This window comes from Nocardia arizonensis, from assembly GCF_001310275.1.
Taxonomy (GTDB): domain Bacteria; phylum Actinomycetota; class Actinomycetes; order Mycobacteriales; family Mycobacteriaceae; genus Nocardia; species Nocardia arizonensis.
On sequence record NZ_LGYZ01000131.1, the window covers coordinates 1 to 17,406 of the forward strand.

Below are 17,406 nucleotides of genomic sequence, written 5' to 3' on the forward strand. Positions count from 1 at the left end.
GCTGGGGTGGGTGTGGAAGGTGCGGGTGGGAGGGGGTGGTGCGGGTGGGGCTCGGGGAACTCACCGACATCGAGCGGGAATTTTCCGGCCCCTCCGTGAAGCCGTGTATCGGATCACGCGGTGCCTACTCCAGGATTGGGGTCCGGCGCGGGGAGGAGCTTCGGCTCGGCGGGGGGCTTCGGCACGATCGGGGGGCGGAGCTCCGCACGAGGGGCGCGGGGGGGCGAAGGGCTTCCAAAACGGCATCCCGCGGGGTGGGGTGGTTCGGGTGACTACTACGCTGCCTAGTTACTACTCTCTGTAGCGGAGTATGACCGGTCGACATGGAGGACAACCCGTGACTGCCCTGAATGCTGTGACCGCCTCTTCGGGGGCGCGGACGCGACGTCGCATGGTGACGGTTGCCGCACTGGCCGCGGGCGCGGCAATCGCCGTTTCCGGTTGTAGCGCCGGTCAGGTCTCGCAGACCGCCGACCAGGTCGCCGCCGTGAACGGCAACAGCGTCGACGCCGAGAAGATCGCGCTCCGCAACGTCCACATCGTCTACCCGGGGCAGGGCTACACCAACCTCAAGGGCGGCAACGCGCTGCTCGCCCTCTCGATCATCAATACCAGTGCGACCAAGAACGACACCCTGGTCGGCGTCACCACCGACCTCGGGCAGGTCAAGCTCACCCCCGCCGCCGGAAAGTCGGCCATCACGATCGACCCGCAGCAGACGGTGGTGGCCGCGTCCTCCACCGCCGAGGCCAAGGCCGACGCCGGACACGGTGACGAGTCACACGGCGCATCCTCCAGCCCTACCGCCAAGGCCGCCGTCGACCCGGAGAAGCAGCCGGTCAAGATCGAGATCACCGGTCTCACCCGCGACATCACCCCCGGCCTCACCTACACCGTGCTGTTCAACTTCGAGCGCAACGGCCCAGTCAAGCTCGAGGTTCCGGTCGACGCGGGCGTCGCCACCGAGCGCCACGAATCCGACAAGTCCGGCCCCGCCGCGGCAGAGGGCGCGGGCCACGGCTCCACCGGCGGCCACTGACCCCACCCCTGCCACAAGGTGCCTCGCCCGGCCGAACCAACGGGTTTCCCGGGCAGGCACCCACATTCGCGTACCTCGGTCCGGCGTAGCGGTACAGCGCTGTGCACCGCCCCGAGCCACCGAATCCGCTTCCCGAGCCGGTCCAGGTCGAGGCATCGGATGGCGCGACAGACACAACCTCCCCATAAGGTGCTTCTGTGGCCAAATCCAAGCCGATCTTCCGGTGCTCCGCCTGCTCCCACGAGGTCGCGAAATGGGTAGGCAAATGCCCGGATTGCGGCGCGTGGGGCACGGTCGACGAGATCGCGCGGGCAGCCACGCCTGCGGGTGCCCCGGCCCGCCGGGCCATGCTCCCCAGCACCGCCGCGGCACCGATCTCCACCATCGATTCACAGATAACCCGGGCGCGCCCCACGGGCGTGTCGGAGCTGGACCGGGTACTCGGCGGCGGAGTTGTCCCGGGTTCGGTGGTACTGCTCTCGGGTGAGCCCGGGGTCGGCAAGTCGACGCTCCTACTCGAGGTCGCCTACCGCTGGGCGAATCAGGCGGGCGAGAAATCGCTGTACGTGACGGCCGAGGAGTCCGCGGGGCAGGTCCGACTGCGGGCGGACCGGACGGGCGCGGTGCACGAGCGGGTGTATCTGGCCGCCGAATCGGACCTTTCGGTGCTGCTCGGACACGTCGAGCAGGTACGCCCGACCCTGCTGGTGGTCGATTCGGTCCAGACGATGCTCGCCCCGGACGTGGACGGTGTCATCGGCGGCGTGACGCAGGTGCGCGCGGTGACGGCGGCGCTGACCTCGCTGGCCAAGGCCAGTGGCGTGGCGGTCCTGCTGGTCGGACATGTCACCAAGGACGGCAATGTGGCAGGCCCGCGGACGCTGGAGCATTTGGTGGACGTGGTGTTGCAGTTCGAGGGGGACAAGAATTCCACGCTGCGCATGGTGCGCGGCATCAAGAACCGGTTCGGCAGCGCGGACGAGGTCGGCTGCTTCGAATTGCACGAGGACGGGATCGCGGGGGTGGACGACCCTTCGGGGCTTTTCCTGCACCACCGTACCGATTCGGTGCCGGGTACCGCGGTGACGGTCGCGATGGACGGTAAACGCCCGCTGGTCGGCGAGGTGCAGGGGCTCACGGTGAAGACCGAGATCCCGGCCCCGCGGCGCGCGGTGAGCGGACTCGACTACAACCGGGTGGCGATGGTGCTCGCCGTCCTCCAGAGCCGTGGCCGCGTCTTCCTCGGTAAACACGACGTCTACGCTGCCACCGTGGGCGGGATGCGGCTGGTCGAACCCGCGGCGGATCTGGCCATCGCCTTGGCCATCGCCAGCGCCGAGTCCGATACCGCGCTGCCCGCGGGCTGGATCGTGCTCGGCGAGGTCGGGCTCGCCGGTGAGGTGCGCAAGGTCACGGGGCTGTCGCGCCGCCTGGCGGAGGCGCAGCGGCTCGGTTTCACGAACGCGGTGGTGCCGCCGGGTTCGGAACGGATGAAAGGCGGGGGCATGCAGATTCACGAGGTGAGTGATCTGCGCGGTGCGCTGCGGTTGAGCGGCCTACGGGGCAGACGGGGGGCCGAACAGTGATATCCGGGCGATTGGCGGGCTATCTGCTCGGCAAACAGGCGCCCGCGCGCCGCACCGTGCCCGCGACCGAGTCGGCGGCATTGCGCGACACCATCGTTCGTTCGGCGCCCGGCACCGAATTGCGCGACGGTATCGAACGAATTCTGCGCGGACGCACCGGCGCATTGATCGTCCTCGGCTATGACGAATCCGTCGAAAGCATCTGCGACGGCGGTTTCGAGTTGAACGTGGAATTCGCGCCGACCCGGCTGCGCGAACTCGCGAAAATGGACGGCGCGGTGGTGCTGTCGGCGGACGGCGCGCGGATCGTGCGCGCCAATGTGCATCTTGTCCCCGATCCGGCGCTGCCGACCGCGGAGACCGGCACCCGGCACAAGGCGGCCGAGCGGACCGCCGCGCAGACCGGCCACCCGGTGATCTCGGTGAGCGAGTCCATGAGTCTGGTGACCGTCTACGTGCGCGGGTCGCGCCATGTCATCCAGCCCTCGTCCACGATATTGGCGCGGGCGGATCAGGCGCTCGGCACCTTGGAGCGCTACAAGTCGCGGCTCGATGAGGTCTGCCGTCAGCTCTCCGACGCCGAGATCGCCGATTTCGTCGCGTTGCGCGACGCGCTCACGGTCGTGCAGCGGCTGGAGATGGTGCGGCGTATCGCCGAGGAGATCGATCGCGACGTTCTCGAACTCGGCACCGACGGACGCCAACTGGCACTGCAATTGGAGGAGTTGGTCGGCGACAGCGCGTGGCTGCGGGAACTGCTGGTCCGCGACTATCTGCGCGCCGCGCCGACCGCGGGGGCGGTGGATCGCTGTATGGAACGGCTGGACGCGCTGTCGGATTCGGATCTGCTCGACCTGACCGGTCTCGGCGAACCGCTCGGATACCCGGCCACCATCGAGGCGCTGGACGAACCCGTGCGCCCGCGCGGCTACCGGCTGCTCACCCGTATCCCGCGCCTGCAATTCGACCGGATCGAAGCGCTGGTCGGCTCGTTCGGCGACCTGCCAGGTCTGCTGGCCGCCACGGTCACCGATCTCCAGGGCGTCGCGGGTATCGGTCCGGCGCGAGCGCTGCGGATCCGGGAGGGGTTGTCGCGAGTGGCCGAGGCCGGACTCGACAGCCCGTTCGGCTGAGTATCGAACCGTTCAGGCGATATTGAACGGTTCGGCGGCGCTGCGCACCGAACCGAGCTGGGCGACCACCGAATACGCGCCCGCGGGCACCGGCACGCGGGAGCCTGCGCAGTTGGGCTGGGATGTCGACCCGGACCAGGTGACCTGGAACGCCGCCTGCTCGCCGCGGTTGAGGGTGCGGATATCTGGCTGGCCGTCGGGGTAGCAGTCGGTGCTGGCCCACAGCCTGCGCTGGCCGTCGAGCGAGAACACCGAGATCTGCTGTAATCCCGAACCGACGTCGCGCGAGCAGGCCACCGACGAGATATTCGTGATGACGATGCCGAAGACCGGCTGCTCGCCCGACTTGTAGGTGGGCTGTTCGACGGTGACCTTCACCGCCAGCGACTGATCGGGGCACTGGGCCGCCGCCGCGGCCGTGGTCGGCGCGCCGGCGGTGCTGCCGCGCGGCGGTTCCGAGGTGCCCGACGCCTTGGCCGGGGTGGCCTCACCGGACTTCTTGACCGTCGATGTCGTCGTGCCCGCGGCGGTGGCCTCGCCGGGGGAATCGCCGCCGCGCGCGACCATCACGACCAGCCAGATCACCACCGCCAGCACTACCACCAGCGCTCCAATGGCGAAAACACGACGACGCCAGTAGATCTCCGGTGGCAGCGGTCCAGTCGGTTCCAGCACGCTTCAACGTTAAGGGCACGGGACGGTAACGCGACTCAGGACCTCGGCGTGTCGGGCCGTCGACGGCACTCGCGCCGACCGATCCGGCCCGCCGCGACGGGTCTAGACGGTCTCGCCGATATTGCCGACCACGCGGTGCAGTTTCACCCGGCCGTCGGCGAGGGTGTAGGTCACGCACGCGATGGCGCATTCGCCGGTCGCCACGCGCTGGGAGATGATCATCGACCGCTGCATGAGCAGTCGGCTGGTCTCCACGACATGCCTGGCTTCCATCTCGTCGACGGTCGACAGACCCTCGCGGCGGCCGATCAGGATGGACGGGGCGACCCGCTCGACCACGCTGCGGATGAATCCGCCCGGTACCTCGCCGCCGTCGAGCGCGTCGATGGTGGCCTTGACCGCGCCGCAGCTGTCGTGGCCGAGCACCACGATCAGCGGCACGTTCAGCACCTGCACGCCGTATTCGATGGAGCCGAGTACCGAACTGTCGACCACGTGACCGGCGGTGCGCACGACGAACATGTCGCCGAGGCCCTGGTCGAAGATCAATTCGGCGGCCACCCGGGAATCGCCGCAGCCGAACAGGATCGCGGACGGATATTGGCCGCTGACCAGTTTGGCCCGGTCGGCGGCACCCTGGCTAGGATGCTGCAGCGTGCCGTTGACAAAGCGCTCGTTGCCCTCGCGGAGAGACTTCCAGGCGCCGATCGGGTTGGTGTCAGGCATGTCGTCCATTGTGCCGAAGGGAACTTGTACCGGCGAATCAGGTGCGTTACGGGTCGGCAAATATCGACTGGCCGGTGCGGACTACCGGCGGTGAGGACCATGGGACCTATCACAAGCCGCATCGGCGCCGGGGATGGCGGGATCGGACCGGATTCCATCGACGCCGAGATTTTGCTGGCCTGGTACGGCGACACCGCGCGGGATCTGCCGTGGCGGCGTCCGGGTGTCACCGCGTGGCAGATCCTGATGAGCGAGATCATGCTCCAGCAGACCCCCGTCGTGCGGGTCGAACCCATCTGGCGCGAATGGGTCGCGCGTTGGCCGGTGCCCTCGGCGATGGCCGCCGCCGCACCCGCCGAGGTCCTGCGCGCCTGGGGCAAACTCGGCTATCCGCGCAGGGCGCTGCGGCTGCACGAATGCGCGCGGGTCCTGGCCACCGAATACGGCGACGCCGTACCCGCCGAGGTGGACGTGCTGCTCGGGTTGCCCGGCATCGGCGCGTACACCGCGCGTGCGGTGGCCTGCTTCGCCTACGGACAGCGCGTCCCCGTGGTGGACACCAATGTTCGCCGGGTGGTGGCCCGCGCCGTGCACGGACGTGCCGAGGCAGGCAATCCCTCCGGCCGCGACCTGCCCGAAACCGAGGCGCTGCTGCCCGAGCGGGTCGACCACGCGGCCGTGTTCTCCGCGGCCCTCATGGAACTCGGCGCGACGGTCTGCACGGCGCGCAACCCCGACTGCGCGGGCTGCCCGCTGCCCCGCTGCGCTTGGGTGGACGCCGGACGCCCGGTGGGCCGCTCCATCCGCCGCACCCAGAAATACGAGGGCACCGACCGCCAGGCACGCGGCCGACTCCTCGACGTACTGCGCGCAGCCACCGGCCCGGTCGAACGAGTCCGCCTCGACCTGGCCTGGACCCGCGACCCCGGCCAACGCGACCGCGCACTGGACTCGCTACTGGTCGACGGGCTGGTGGAACAGACCGCCGACGGCCTGTTCGCCCTGGCGGGTGAGGGCGGGGCGCGAGACTGACCGCTCAGTCCACCGATACGCGCCGCAGGAACGCCTCGACCGCGGCGCGGTAGAGCTCCGGCTGATCGTCGTGCACCAGATGCCCCGCGTCCTGTATACGGACATAGTCGGCCCCCGGTTGCACGGCGGCCATCTCCCGCATCTGCCCCGGCGGCGTAATGGTGTGCTCACCCTCGATCAGCAGAACCGGGGCGCTGACCCGGCGCCACTGCGACCAGAAATCCCGAGTCCCCCATTCCTCGGAGATGTCGCGAAACGTCGAGACGGACCCGTGCAGTCGATACCCGTCATCGGCGCGCTCGAAGGAGTCGAGAAAGTATCGACCGGCGACCGGCCCGAAGAAGTCCAGAACCGCCCGGTCGTCCGCGAACGGCTGCGGCCATGCCTCGATCATCGCCGCCCAATTCGCCGCCGTCCGACCGCGGAAGTCGGGCGCGATGTCCTCGACCACCAGCGCCCGCACCCGCTCCGGGTGCCGCGCGGCGAAAACCCACCCGTGCAGCCCGCCCATCGAGTGACCGATGATCACCATCGGCCCGGTGACGCGCTCGGTCGCCGCCGCGAGCGCGTCCACGAACGCCTCGGTGGTGAGCTCCGCGGGCGCCGGACGACCGTGCCCCGGCGCGTCATAGGTGTATACCCGCCCGAACGACCGCAGCCAGGACAGATGCCCGCCCCACGTCCGCGCACTCCCCATCAAGCCGTGCAGCAGAAGAATCGGCGCCCCCGAACCACCTTCGTCGTGTAACACCCATCCGATTCTGCCGCCACACAACAAGCGCGGACACATCCCGGCCGACAACCACGGAGCGAGTCTTACGAGCGCCCGGTTCGCGACCGTCTCGCCAACAGCTCCTAAGCTCGAGTCATGGCTGTTGTGAAGATCAATGCGATCGAAATCCCCGAGGGCGCGGGCCCCGAACTGGAGAAGCGGTTCGCCCACCGCGCCCACGCCGTCGAAGGCTCGCCCGGTTTCCAAGGTTTCCAGCTGCTGCGCCCGGTGGCGGGTGAGAACCGGTATTTCGTCGTCACCCAGTGGGATTCCGAGGAATCCTTCGCGGCCTGGCGGGATGGTCCCGCACGGCAGGCGCATGCGGGCAGCGGCGAGCAGAAGCCGGTGTCGACCGGTGCTTCGTTGCTGGAATTCGAGGTCGTCCTCGACGTGGCGGCCAAGTCCGACTCCTGACGAGGTGACGCGGCAGATCCGGCGGGTCGCGGTGATCGGACTCGCCGGATGACGCGCCCCACGGCACGGGGCGGCGGGCGGTCGCGTGTTGACGGCGGGTACCCGCCGATGTCACAGTTCGAATGTAAAAGCGATGGTGACGCGGTAATCCGGTGTGATTCCGGAGCGGTCGCGCCACTGTATTCCTCGCACCGGGTCCCGGTGCCGGAAAGCCAGACACCGGCACCGTCGCACCGCTCGACGGGACGCGCATCCCCAGGAGGACTCGAATGGCCATCGCACATGTACCGAGCCGGGCCGCAAGCGATTCGCTCGCGACCATTCTCGTCACGGTAGGCGCCGTACTTCTCGCACTGCTGACGCTGTACCTGGTCGGCTTCGATCAGGGCGCCATCTCGCGCAGCGGGATGTTCCTGCACGAGCTGATGCACGACGGACGCCACCTGCTCGGTGTTCCGTGCCACTGACCGGATCGCTCGGGACACTGTTGTTGCGCGGCCTGCTCGCCGGTCTGATCGCCGGTCTGCTGGCCGCCACGGTGGGCTATTTCGTCGGCGAGCCCAAGGTCGACGCCGCGATCGCCATCGAGGAGGCGGCCTCCGCGCACGAGGGGCACGCGGCCGAGGCGGCGGGTCACACGCACGGTGACGAAGAGGAGCCGCTGGTCAGCCGGGGCGGTCAGAAGGCGGGGCAGTTCCTCGCCCTCGGCCTCGCGGGTATGGCCTTCGGCGCGATCTTCGCCGCGGGCGCGCATTACGCGCGCCGGGTGAGCACCCTGTCCGGTCCAATACTGGCGATCGCTCTCGCCGCAGGCGGCTGGCTGGCGATCGTCGCGGTTCCGTTCTTCAAATATCCGGCCAATCCACCGGCCGTGGGAGATCCCGACACCATCAACGATCGCACCCTGTTGTGGGTGGCGGCGGTGGCGCTCGGACTGATCGCCGTCGGCGCGGGTGTCCTCGCCTATCGGCTGGTGGGTGCCCGGTTGGAGACGCTGCGGTGGATCGGCGGGGTGGCCGCCTTCGTGGTGGTCGTCGCTCTCGGCTACCTGCTGCTGCCGGGGGTCGACGAGGTGAAGGCCGATTTCCCGGCGACACTGCTGTGGCAGTTCCGGGTGGCCTCCATGGCCGAGACCGCCACGCTGTGGGCGGCGCTCGGACTGGGATTCGCCTTCCTCACCGATTTCGCCGCGCGGTCGGGCGCGTCGGCGCGGGAGGAAGCAGCCCACGCCGCGGTCTGATCCGCGACACGACGAAAGGCAGTGCCCGCCACCGGCGCGGCACTGCCTTTCTCGTTCGTTCGGCGTCTCGTCTCAGACCAGTGCCGCGTCGAGGGTGATGTCGTCGACGCCCGCGAGCGCCTTGCTCACGGGACAGCCCGCCTTGGCGGCGGCCGCGGCGGCCGCGAATCCGTCGGCGTCCAAACCGGAGACCCGGCCGCGGACGGTGAGGGCGATACCGGTGATGCGGAAGCCGCCCGCCGGGTCGGGGCCGAGGGTGACCTCGGCGGTCACGTCGAGGCTTTCGGGCGTGCCGCCCGCATTACCGATCTGCGCCGAGAGGGCCATCGCGTAGCAGGAGGAGTGGGCAGCCGCGATCAACTCCTCGGGGCTGGTGGTGCCGTCGGCGGTGTCGGCGGAACGCTTCGGAAACGACACGTCGTATTTTCCGACGCCGGAGCTGGCCAGTTCGACCTGTCCAGAGCCATCCTGGAGGCCACCGGTCCAAGCGGTGCGTGCGGTACGAGTGGGCATTGCGGTCCTTTCACAGATGATTCGATCCGTTCGTGGACGAACCTACCGGCCCGGCTCACTTCGTGGCGCTCGTACGGCTATCGAGCTGCTCGAGCACCAGCGGCCAGGCGGCCAGATGCCGGTCGCGGGCTTCCGCGTTGGGAAATCCTTCGTGGCGCAGGCGAAGTCGGATGCCACGCGGTTGATTGACCAGTTCCATCGTCACCACGGTCTCGGCACCCTCGGTGCCGTCGGCTCCGGTGACCCAGGTCATCTGGACCAGACGCTCCGGCTCGAGGCGCAGGAATCGACCGTAATGGGGATATCGGATTCCCGCGTGTTCGGTTTCGAAGAAGAACGGCTCGTTCACGGCGGGCCTCATCAACACCGAACCGGGTGCGGCGAACCAGATATCGAACCCCTGCGTGAGTGCCGCATAGAGTAATCCGGGCGAAGCGGACATTACGTGCTCTACGGCGAGTTCGTGCGGGCGTTCGGAAAGATCCGGGAAGCGAATCGGCTGGTCGGACATGACTGGACAATACCCGGACTACGCCGCCGCACCGCTGATTCCGCGAGCGCCGTTCGGCAATCGTCGACGAAATCGCCTGGCGATCGGGGAGAAACCGCTGACGGCAACCACGCCAACGGTTTCGCACCGGCCGTGTCAGAGCAGATCGCGACGCCGGATCGCCCACAGTGTCACGCCGACGAATACCGCGATATACGCGCCGAGAACGGTGAGCGCGACGCCGCGGGACAGGATATCGAGGACGCCGGGGGTGGCGGGTCCGGTGACCGTGCGCATGGCTCCCGTCAGCGATCCCGCGGCGGTTCCCGGCAGGTGGTCGGTGACCACCGAGATCGGCCCCCAGATGCCCGCGACGCCACGTAACAGGTTCTCCACCACAAGGACCCAGACGAGTCCGAGTCCGACGGCCAACGCCGGACCGCGGGCCAATCCGCCGATGGCCGCGCCCGCCAGCGTCCACATGCCGAGAATCGCGATGCCGGTGCCGATTCCGGTGAGGGTCGTGGACATACTCGGCAGGGCGAGCGACTGCGATTGCGCCGAGGCGATGAGCGAGGCGACCCCGACATCGATCACGAATGCCGCTGCGACCAGACCGACCACGGTCAGCGCCAAGGCGACCAAGGCCCCGCCGATCGTGTTCGTGCGCGACGGCCCCTGGGTCAGCGCGGTTTTCCAAGTGCCCCAACCGTATCCGCTGCCGAGCACCAGCGCTCCGAGTATCAGCATCAGCGCCCCGCCGAACATCGCCATGCCCTGGGTGAAGACCTCCGGCACCGCGTCGGGCAGCATCTGTTGCAGCAGAACGTCTTTCGGCACGTTACGGGACGTCGAACTCGATTTGCCCGAGGTGTAGGCGAGATAGTTGAACAGATAGGAGAAGGTGAGGTTCAACAGGATCCAGGTGCCGAGGATGATCCAGTACGCGGGCCACGCGCGCAATCGCAGGGCCTCGGCCCGCAGGCTGTCGGTCAGATATCGCATCACGCCGCCCCCTGCCGCGTCATCTCGAAGAACACTTCCTCCAGCGAACGCTCCCGGACCCGCAATTCCAGCAGATCCGCGCCCGCGTCGAGTACCGCCCGCGCCACCTCGGGCGCGACGGCGGCGTCGGCGTCGATGCGGACTCCGTCCGCGGTCAGCAGCGCGGCCCGCTCCCCCACGACCCGAACCGTCGCGGCGTACGCCGAGGCCAGCGGTTCGGCGCGCAGCAGCAGCGAGGACGCGCCGCGCAGTTCGCCCACCGTCGACTCGGTGAGCAGCCGTCCGTTCGCGATCACCCCGACGCGGTCGCAGATCTGCTGTACCTCGCCGAGCATATGACTCGACAGCACGACGGTGTGCCCGTCGGCGGCCAGGTCGGTCACCAAATCACGCATCTCGGCCATGCCCGCCGGGTCGAGGCCGTTGGTTGGTTCGTCCAGTATCAGCAGGTCGGGATGGCCGAGCAGGGCGGCGCCGACGCCGAGGCGCTGCTTCATGCCGAGGGAGTAGGCGCGGAACCGGTCGGTGGCGCGGTCGGCGAGGCCAACGCGCTCCAGCGCCCGCTCGACCTCGGTGTCGGCCAGACCGCGGTAGCGCGCGAGAACGCGCAGGTTGTCGCGGCCGGACAGATACGGGTAGAAGCCGGGTCCTTCGATGAGCACGCCGAGTCGACGCAGCGCCGCCGGATCGCCCGGTGCGCGGCCGAGGACGCGGGCGCTGCCGGAACTCGGCCGGATCAACCCGACCAGCATGCGCAGTGTGGTCGTCTTCCCCGCCCCGTTCGGGCCGAGGAAGCCGTATATCTCGCCGGGCGCGACACACATGTCGACGCCGTCGACGGCGATCTGATCGCCGTAACGTTTGGTCAACCCCGAGGTGACCACGATGGAATCGGTCATGGTCCGAGAATCCGCCGCCGCGGGCCGCGGCACATCCGTCGCGCGGCGATCCGGCGCGTACGCGGCGCGGCTTATGACCGATTCGGCACCGTCGGCGAGGCCGCGCGATCGCGCGGATCGGGGCGAGCGGGCGGACTAGTCTCACAGATGTGAGAGCGCCTGACATATCCAATCGTGGCCCGGTCCTATGGGACTGCGGCCTCGCACTCGTGGTCGCGGTGGTGCAGGTGGCGGGGGGCCGCGGGGCGAATCTGGGACAGCACGGCGTGCAGTCGCTGGATTGGCTCGGATACGTGTTGCTGCTGACGGGGCCGGTGGCGTTGGTGGCGCGGCGGCACGCGCCGATGGCGGTACTGCTGGTGGCGCTGGCCGCGGCGATCCTTTACCTGGCCCGCGGATACGGCTACGGGCCGATCTTCCTGTCCCTGGTCGTCGCTTTCCTCACCGCCGCGATAGTCGGATCACGTTGGCGGACATACCCTTTGGTGCCGCTGGGTTATCTGCTCATGGTGTGGCCGCTGCCCATGCTGCTCGGCCATCCCACCGGTGTGTGGCAGCAGTTCGGCATCATGGCCTGGCTGGTGGTCCTCGTCGCGGCGGCCGAGGGTATCCGCCAGCGGCGGGCCCTGCTCGAAGCACGCAGACAGCGCGCCGAAGCCGCCCGGCGTGACGAGCAGGCCCAGCGGGAGCGGCGGGCGGGCGAGGAACGGCTCGCCATCGCGCGCGAGCTGCACGACGTTCTGGCACACAGCCTTTCGCTGATCAATGTGCAGTCGTCGGTGGCCTTGGAACTGTTCGACAAGAAGCCGCAGCAGGCGGCCTCGGCGCTGGAGGCCATCAAGACCGCGAGCAAGGAAGCCCTCGCCGAAGTGCACGCGCTGCTGAACACCATTCGCGCCGGTGCCGTGGCCGGTGAATCCGCCGAGGATGCCGCCGCCGCGGCCGATTCCGCCGAATCCGGCCGCGGCGAGGAGCAGCGCGACGGTTCCCGTACCGCACCCGCACCGCGCGCCCCCGCCCCCAGCATCGATGACCTCGACGGACTGCTGCAACGTCCCCGCGCGGCCGGATTGGCCGTCGACACCAAGGTCATCGGCACCCCAGTCGGACTGCCCAGCGTCCTCGACGTGGCCGCGGCGCGGATCATCCAGGAATCGCTGACCAACGTGGTCCGGCACGCGCCGGGAGCGGGCGCAACGGTCACCGTGCGCTACACGCCCGAATCAGTGGACCTGACCATCGACAACACCCGCCCCACCGGCCGTTCCACCGCCGGTCCGGGCGGGCGCAACGGCATCATCGGCATGCGGGAACGTGCGCACGCCCTCGGCGGACAGCTCACTGCGGGTCCGCGACCAAGCGGCGGTTTCCGGGTCGCGGCGCGGCTGCCGACCCGGGTCACCGCACCGGTCGACGCCCCCGCCACGGTCGCGGAACTGACCGCGGCACAGGAGCAGCGGTGAGCATTCGGGTGCTGGTCGCCGACGATCAGGCACTGGTGCGCGGCGGATTCGTGGCGCTGCTCGAGGCACAGGACGGTATCGAGGTGGTCGGCGAGGCCGACAATGGCGAACATGCCGTGCGGATGACCCGTGGACTCATCCCGGACGTGGTGCTCATGGATATCCGTATGCCGCTGCTCGACGGACTCGCCGCCACCCGCATGATCGCCGAGGACCCGCGGCTCGCGCGGGTCCGTGTGGTGGTGCTGACAACCTTCGAACTCGACGAATACGTCTTCGAGGCCATGCGCGCTGGGGCCACGGGATTCCTGGTCAAACACACCGAGCCGGCCGATCTCGTGCGCGCGGTGCGGGTGGTCGCCGAAGGCGACGCGCTGCTGTCGCCCGGTGTCACGCGACGGCTCATCGCCGAATTCAGCGCACACGCCAAACAGCCGCCGCCCGCGACCCTCGGCGAACTCACCGACCGGGAACGCGAGGTCATGACACTGGTGGCCGAGGGGCTCACCAATGCCGAGATCGGAGCGCGACTGTTCATGAGCCCCGCGACCGCGCGCACGCACGTCAGCCGCATCCTCACCAAACTCGACGCCCGCGACCGCACGCAACTGGTCGTCATGGCCTACGAGTCGGGCCTGGTCCGGCCGGGCTGGCAGTAGCGAATTCCGGGCGGCGCGGCCGCCGTCACCGACACATTGCGGTTGCGCCCGAATGTCCTCGCCGCGCCGCTGCGGACACCCGCCGCGCTGGTGCGCGAGGTCGCGGCACTGCAATTGGTCTCGGCGGGACGATTCGAGCTCGGACTCGGCGCGGGCAGGCCCGATGCGGCGGGTGAGGCCGCGCGGCTCGGCATGCCGTGGGGTTCGGCGAGCAGGCGGCGCGATCAGGTGCTCGAGGCGGTCGCGGCGGTGCGCGCGGAGGTCGACCCGGTTCCCGAGATCGTGATCGCGGCCGCCGGACCGCGCATGCTCGCCGCGGCGGCGGCGGTCGCCGATCGCGTCGTACTGGCCGCCGCACCGCATGCCACCGAACGCGACCTCGCCGACATGGTCGCCATCGCCCGCGACAGCACAGACCGCGACCTGCGGTTCAGCCATCAACTCGTCGGCGTGGGCGACCGATTGCCGTACCGGGTCGCCCAATACCTCGGACTGTCCGCCGACGGATTGCGCGCCGACGGCGCGGCGGGCCTACTCGACGCCGACAGCGCGGCGGAGGTGTTGGCCGCGCGGCGGGAGAAGTACGGGATCGATGAGGCCATCGTGCCCGGCGAACTGGCCGCGGATTTCGCGCCGATTCCGGATCGCTGCGGTACCGCGGCCTGATCCGGTGGCTGTGGTTGGTCTGCCCGGTCGGCGGTCTGCCCGATCGACGCTCTGCCCGGCCGTTGCCGCCGATTCGGTTCGCTACGCGCGTTCCTGCGGCTTGCCCGGCTGGGCGTCCGCGCGTTCGGCGTCGGAGAACCCGGCGTCCCAGACCGCGGCCGGTGCCGTCTGTCTGCGTGCCGAATAGGCCGCGCCCGCGCGGAACGCACCCGCGACACCCTCCGGCGCGGCGGTATAGGTGATCGCCCGGCGCGGATCGAAACCCATCTGCGAACCGATTCGCACCGCGTCCATATTCGCGCCCAGGAAAAGGAAATCCCAGGAATACACGTTCTGCTGCTGGGTGATCAGCGCCCGCACCGCTTCGTGCGACCATTCCTTGCTGGAATTCTCGTGGCCGTCGGTCAGCACGACCACGATGACCGTTCCCGGCCGCTCCCGCTCCGGCCGCGCCGCCAGATCCGCACCCACATCGGTCACCAACCGCCCCACCGCGTCGTACAGCGCCGTCCCGCCCCGCGGCCCCAGCCGCAACGGCGGCACCTCACCGATCGGCCGATTCGCGTACACGCACTCGTATTCGGTATCGAATTGCGCCAGCGTGACCTGAATGGTTTTGGGCAGCTTCCGCTGCTCCTCGATATAGGCGTCGAACCCGCCCTCGGTATCGGACTTGATCGACTGCATGGACCCAGATCGGTCCAGCAATACGGCAATCAATGTGAGATCAGGATTCGTCATGGTCGACCCCGCGTCTGTCGGTCCTTCGAACCCTCTCCACCGTACGCCCGCCCGCGCGTCTGCCGGGCGACGCCCGCCCGCTGTTCTCCGGTGCGATCGAAACGGCCGAAACCGTATCGTCTACCCGCGTCCGACAGCCCTTCGGATTCGGCCGACCACCGGCCACCGACTCCGACTTGCCTTTCGGGGAACGCCGGAGGTCGGGCGCGGCCGGTGCCCGCTACGTCGCGGTCTGCCCGTCGATGGTTTCGCGGATGATTTCGGCATGGCCGGCGTGCTGGGTGGTCTCGGCGATGACGTGGACGAGGACTCGACGGATGCTGCGGACGGAGCCGGGTTCGTTCCAGGGGGCGTCGGGGACGGGATGGGTGGCCGAGAGGTCGGGGGCGGCCGCGATGACGCGTTCGGTTTCGACTGCGACGCTGTGGTAGCGGTCGAGAATGCCGGACAGGGTGTCGCCGGGCAGCATGCGGAAATCGTTCTGGCGGTCGATGGCCCACTGCGGATACTCGGCGGCGGTGCCGTTCATGAAGTCCTCCCAGGTGACCCCGTCGGGCAGGGCGAAACTCATGGCGTCGGGGCCATGGACCACGAAGCGCATCCACGCCTCCTCGGTGCTCGCGACGTGCTTGAGCAATCCGCCGAGGCACAGCGCGCTCACGGTGGGGGTTTCGCCGAGCTGCTCGTCGGTGAGGCCCTGCGCGGTGCGGATCAGGGCGGCGCGGGCCTCGGCCAGTTCGGCGAGGAGGTCGGCGCGTTCGGCATCGAGCACGGTCGGTGCGGTCACGATGGATTCCTTTCGGTGCTGTCTTCGTTCGGTACGCGATTACGATCGCAGTAGTAGCGGACAGGAAGTGTCCGCTATCGAGGGGACAATCGAATTCATGCCGAAAACTTCCGCGCGCCTGCTCGCCCTGCTGTCGCTACTCCAGGCCCGCCGGGATTGGCCGGGCACGCTGCTGGCCGAACGACTCGACGTCAGCGTGCGCACGGTGCGCCGCGACGTGGATCGGCTGCGCGAACTCGGCTATCCGATCGCCGCGGTGAAGGGGCCCGACGGCGGATACCGGCTCGACGCGGGCGCGGAACTGCCGCCGCTGCTGTTCGACGACGAACAGGCCGTCGCGCTCGCGGTCGCGCTGCGCATCGCCACCACCAGCGGCGCGGGTATCGAGGAGGCCGCGATGCGCGCGCTCAACACGATCCGGCAGGTCATGCCCGCGCGGCTGCGCAACCGCATCGACACGGTGCGGGTCACCCCGGTCGACCCGGCCGCGGGTGCGCGACCGCGCGTCGACAGCGGCGTCCTGCTGGCGATGGGGACCGCCGCCCACGCCCGCGAAGTCCTGCGCTTCGACTACGCCGCACCCGGGCGCGACCAGGCCGATCCGGCCCCGCCCCGGCGGGTGGAACCGCATCACCTGGTGACCTGGGCAGGCCGCTGGTATCTGGTGGCCTGGGATCTGGACCGCGCCGACTGGCGCACCTTCCGCGCCGACCGCATCACCCCGCGCATTCCCACCGGCCCCCGTTTCGTTCCGCGTGAACTCCCGGGCGGTGACGTCGCCGCCTTCATCGCCGACAAATTCCAGGGCGGGGGCCGGTGGCCGTGCCGCGGCGAGGTGATACTGCACCGCCCGGCCTCGGTCGTGTCCACCTACACTCGCGACGGGCTGGTGGAGGAATTGGGCCCGGATCGCTGTCGCCTCATCCTCGGCTCCTGGTCGTGGGCCGGTCTGGCTGCCATGCTCTGCGGCTACGACGCCGACATCGAGGTTGTGGGACCGGAGGAACTACGCGCCGCCTTCGCACGGCTCGCGGACCGCTGTGCGACCGCCGCGGACCGGGGCGGAAACGTTACGCATGTCGGGGACCGCTGATACGGTCCCCGGCTATGGGAATGGTCATGGGCTTCACCGCCGTCACGGCGGAGGAGATGACGGCGGCGATCGCGGATACCGACACCGCACGGGAACTCGCGGGCGCGCACCAGCGCCCGGGTTTCGCATACCTGTATCTGGACAAGTCGTGGGACGGCATCCGGTATCTCATGCGCGCCGCGGGCATGGGCATCGACCTGTTCGCGGACGGTGCGTCCCTGGGCGAGGACGGCACGCTGTCGGGATGGAGCGTCGAGGACATCGCCGAGGCCGCCGCGGTCGTGACGCCGATGCCGTTCGCGGACCTGCGCGGCTGGTACAACCCCAAACGCATGCTCGACGAGGACGTGTACCCGGAGATCTGGGAAAGCGATTGGGCCAAGGACTACGTCCTCAACTACTACCGTGACCTGCGAGAATTCTTCATGGATACCGCCGAGAAGAGGCGCGCGGCCCTCATGAGCTGGGGCTGA

At 69.3% G+C, this 17,406-nt stretch carries 21 protein-coding genes and 1 riboswitch; of the genes, 12 read left to right on the plus strand and 9 right to left on the minus strand.

The features are described from left to right. The first annotated feature begins 355 nt into the window (after window positions 1–355). From APZ21_RS30225 to disA, 3 genes are all read left to right on the plus strand, one after another. Window positions 356–1,039 (plus strand): copper chaperone PCu(A)C domain-containing protein, encoded by a 684-nt coding sequence (locus APZ21_RS30225; protein ID WP_239476908.1) that lies wholly within the window; start codon window positions 356–358, stop codon window positions 1,037–1,039. Window positions 1,040–1,236: 197 nt separating this feature from the next. Continuing rightward, a complete protein-coding gene (radA, locus tag APZ21_RS30230; protein ID WP_082393568.1) occupies window positions 1,237–2,625 on the plus strand; it encodes a DNA repair protein RadA in 1,389 nt (462 codons plus the stop codon). A gap of 23 nt (window positions 2,626–2,648) precedes the next feature. After that, window positions 2,649–3,758: a DNA integrity scanning diadenylate cyclase DisA gene (gene disA, locus APZ21_RS30235; protein ID WP_476739089.1), complete on the plus strand. Its 1,110-nt coding sequence runs from the start codon at window positions 2,649–2,651 to the stop codon at window positions 3,756–3,758. A 12-nt stretch (window positions 3,759–3,770) separates the two neighbouring features. Here disA and APZ21_RS30240 read toward each other — a convergent pair whose 3' ends face one another. Continuing rightward, window positions 3,771–4,433, minus strand: coding sequence for a hypothetical protein (locus APZ21_RS30240; protein ID WP_054816704.1), 663 nt, complete (start codon window positions 4,431–4,433; stop codon window positions 3,771–3,773). A 102-nt stretch (window positions 4,434–4,535) separates the two neighbouring features. Then, window positions 4,536–5,159: a carbonic anhydrase gene (locus APZ21_RS30245; RefSeq protein ID WP_054816767.1), complete on the minus strand. Its 624-nt coding sequence runs from the start codon at window positions 5,157–5,159 to the stop codon at window positions 4,536–4,538. A 99-nt stretch (window positions 5,160–5,258) separates the two neighbouring features. On the opposite strand from APZ21_RS30245, the gene APZ21_RS30250 reads away from it, so the two are divergent. Continuing rightward, window positions 5,259–6,191 (plus strand): HhH-GPD family protein, encoded by a 933-nt coding sequence (locus tag APZ21_RS30250; RefSeq protein WP_054816705.1) that lies wholly within the window; start codon window positions 5,259–5,261, stop codon window positions 6,189–6,191. A 4-nt stretch (window positions 6,192–6,195) separates the two neighbouring features. Here APZ21_RS30250 and APZ21_RS30255 read toward each other — a convergent pair whose 3' ends face one another. Further along, a complete protein-coding gene (locus APZ21_RS30255; RefSeq protein ID WP_054816706.1) occupies window positions 6,196–6,942 on the minus strand; it encodes an alpha/beta fold hydrolase in 747 nt (248 codons plus the stop codon). Window positions 6,943–7,059: 117 nt separating this feature from the next. Between APZ21_RS30255 and APZ21_RS30260 the strand changes: the two genes are divergently transcribed. From APZ21_RS30260 to APZ21_RS30270, 3 genes are all read left to right on the plus strand, one after another. Next, a complete protein-coding gene (locus APZ21_RS30260) occupies window positions 7,060–7,377 on the plus strand; it encodes an antibiotic biosynthesis monooxygenase family protein (protein WP_054816707.1) in 318 nt (105 codons plus the stop codon). Between the two features lie 91 nt (window positions 7,378–7,468). Continuing rightward, a riboswitch (cobalamin riboswitch) is annotated at window positions 7,469–7,619 on the plus strand. A 27-nt stretch (window positions 7,620–7,646) separates the two neighbouring features. After that, the gene (locus tag APZ21_RS30265; RefSeq protein ID WP_054816708.1) at window positions 7,647–7,844 is read left to right on the plus strand and encodes a CbtB domain-containing protein; all 198 of its coding nucleotides are present in this window, start codon (window positions 7,647–7,649) and stop codon (window positions 7,842–7,844) included. After that, window positions 7,835–8,617 carry a CbtA family protein gene (locus APZ21_RS30270; RefSeq protein WP_054816709.1) on the plus strand — a complete coding sequence of 261 codons (783 nt, stop codon included), beginning with the start codon at window positions 7,835–7,837 and terminating at the stop codon, window positions 8,615–8,617. Before APZ21_RS30265 ends, APZ21_RS30270 begins: the two co-directional genes overlap by 10 nt. Before the next feature lie 72 nt (window positions 8,618–8,689). Here APZ21_RS30270 and APZ21_RS30275 read toward each other — a convergent pair whose 3' ends face one another. The 4 genes from APZ21_RS30275 to APZ21_RS30290 form a co-directional block, all read right to left on the minus strand. Beyond that, complete coding sequence (locus APZ21_RS30275; protein WP_054816710.1) at window positions 8,690–9,130, minus strand: OsmC family peroxiredoxin; 441 nt, start codon at window positions 9,128–9,130, stop codon at window positions 8,690–8,692. Window positions 9,131–9,185: 55 nt separating this feature from the next. Further along, entirely contained in the window at window positions 9,186–9,641 is a 456-nt protein-coding gene (locus APZ21_RS30280) for an SRPBCC family protein (protein WP_054816711.1), read from the minus strand. A 135-nt stretch (window positions 9,642–9,776) separates the two neighbouring features. Next, complete coding sequence (locus APZ21_RS30285) at window positions 9,777–10,625, minus strand: ABC-2 transporter permease (RefSeq protein ID WP_054816712.1); 849 nt, start codon at window positions 10,623–10,625, stop codon at window positions 9,777–9,779. Beyond that, complete coding sequence (locus APZ21_RS30290; RefSeq protein WP_054816713.1) at window positions 10,625–11,524, minus strand: ABC transporter ATP-binding protein; 900 nt, start codon at window positions 11,522–11,524, stop codon at window positions 10,625–10,627. The genes APZ21_RS30285 and APZ21_RS30290 overlap by 1 nt, the downstream gene beginning before the upstream one ends. A gap of 149 nt (window positions 11,525–11,673) precedes the next feature. On the opposite strand from APZ21_RS30290, the gene APZ21_RS30295 reads away from it, so the two are divergent. Genes APZ21_RS30295 through APZ21_RS30305 form a run of 3 tightly spaced genes read left to right on the plus strand, consistent with a single transcriptional unit; the run spans window position 11,674 to window position 14,312 of the window. Continuing rightward, complete coding sequence (locus APZ21_RS30295; protein ID WP_082393569.1) at window positions 11,674–12,987, plus strand: sensor histidine kinase; 1,314 nt, start codon at window positions 11,674–11,676, stop codon at window positions 12,985–12,987. Further along, on the plus strand, window positions 12,984–13,646 hold the full coding sequence (locus APZ21_RS30300; RefSeq protein WP_054816714.1) for a response regulator transcription factor: 663 nt from the start codon (window positions 12,984–12,986) through the stop codon (window positions 13,644–13,646). Before APZ21_RS30295 ends, APZ21_RS30300 begins: the two co-directional genes overlap by 4 nt. A gap of 42 nt (window positions 13,647–13,688) precedes the next feature. Then, the gene (locus APZ21_RS30305; RefSeq protein WP_054816715.1) at window positions 13,689–14,312 is read left to right on the plus strand and encodes an LLM class flavin-dependent oxidoreductase; all 624 of its coding nucleotides are present in this window, start codon (window positions 13,689–13,691) and stop codon (window positions 14,310–14,312) included. 81 nt (window positions 14,313–14,393) lie between these two features. On the opposite strand, the gene APZ21_RS30310 is transcribed toward APZ21_RS30305, so the two are convergent. Both APZ21_RS30310 and APZ21_RS30315 read right to left on the minus strand, forming a co-directional pair. Continuing rightward, window positions 14,394–14,999: a vWA domain-containing protein gene (locus APZ21_RS30310; protein ID WP_307587714.1), complete on the minus strand. Its 606-nt coding sequence runs from the start codon at window positions 14,997–14,999 to the stop codon at window positions 14,394–14,396. Window positions 15,000–15,273: 274 nt separating this feature from the next. Then, complete coding sequence (locus APZ21_RS30315; RefSeq protein ID WP_204249183.1) at window positions 15,274–15,840, minus strand: DinB family protein; 567 nt, start codon at window positions 15,838–15,840, stop codon at window positions 15,274–15,276. 97 nt (window positions 15,841–15,937) lie between these two features. Between APZ21_RS30315 and APZ21_RS30320 the strand changes: the two genes are divergently transcribed. Both APZ21_RS30320 and APZ21_RS30325 read left to right on the plus strand, forming a co-directional pair. Continuing rightward, on the plus strand, window positions 15,938–16,933 hold the full coding sequence (locus tag APZ21_RS30320; RefSeq protein ID WP_054816770.1) for a helix-turn-helix transcriptional regulator: 996 nt from the start codon (window positions 15,938–15,940) through the stop codon (window positions 16,931–16,933). A 14-nt stretch (window positions 16,934–16,947) separates the two neighbouring features. Further along, window positions 16,948–17,406, plus strand: coding sequence for a DUF1877 family protein (locus APZ21_RS30325; RefSeq protein ID WP_063125132.1), 459 nt, complete (start codon window positions 16,948–16,950; stop codon window positions 17,404–17,406).

What these genes read in the sequence shown, in the direction of transcription:
- APZ21_RS30310 (WP_307587714.1), bottom strand. Translation starts at nt 14,999, where the DNA reads ATGCAGTCGATCAAGTCCGATACCGAGGGCGGGTTCGACGCCTATATC.
- APZ21_RS30320 (WP_054816770.1), top strand. Translation starts at nt 15,938, where the DNA reads ATGCCGAAAACTTCCGCGCGCCTGCTCGCCCTGCTGTCGCTACTCCAG.
- APZ21_RS30275 (WP_054816710.1), bottom strand. Translation starts at nt 9,130, where the DNA reads ATGCCCACTCGTACCGCACGCACCGCTTGGACCGGTGGCCTCCAGGAT.
- APZ21_RS30290 (WP_054816713.1), bottom strand. Translation starts at nt 11,524, where the DNA reads ATGACCGATTCCATCGTGGTCACCTCGGGGTTGACCAAACGTTACGGC.
- APZ21_RS30265 (WP_054816708.1), top strand. Translation starts at nt 7,647, where the DNA reads ATGGCCATCGCACATGTACCGAGCCGGGCCGCAAGCGATTCGCTCGCG.
- APZ21_RS30245 (WP_054816767.1), bottom strand. Translation starts at nt 5,159, where the DNA reads ATGCCTGACACCAACCCGATCGGCGCCTGGAAGTCTCTCCGCGAGGGC.
- APZ21_RS30285 (WP_054816712.1), bottom strand. Translation starts at nt 10,625, where the DNA reads ATGCGATATCTGACCGACAGCCTGCGGGCCGAGGCCCTGCGATTGCGC.
- APZ21_RS30260 (WP_054816707.1), top strand. Translation starts at nt 7,060, where the DNA reads ATGGCTGTTGTGAAGATCAATGCGATCGAAATCCCCGAGGGCGCGGGC.
- APZ21_RS30250 (WP_054816705.1), top strand. Translation starts at nt 5,259, where the DNA reads ATGGGACCTATCACAAGCCGCATCGGCGCCGGGGATGGCGGGATCGGA.
- APZ21_RS30280 (WP_054816711.1), bottom strand. Translation starts at nt 9,641, where the DNA reads ATGTCCGACCAGCCGATTCGCTTCCCGGATCTTTCCGAACGCCCGCAC.
- APZ21_RS30325 (WP_063125132.1), top strand. Translation starts at nt 16,948, where the DNA reads ATGGGAATGGTCATGGGCTTCACCGCCGTCACGGCGGAGGAGATGACG.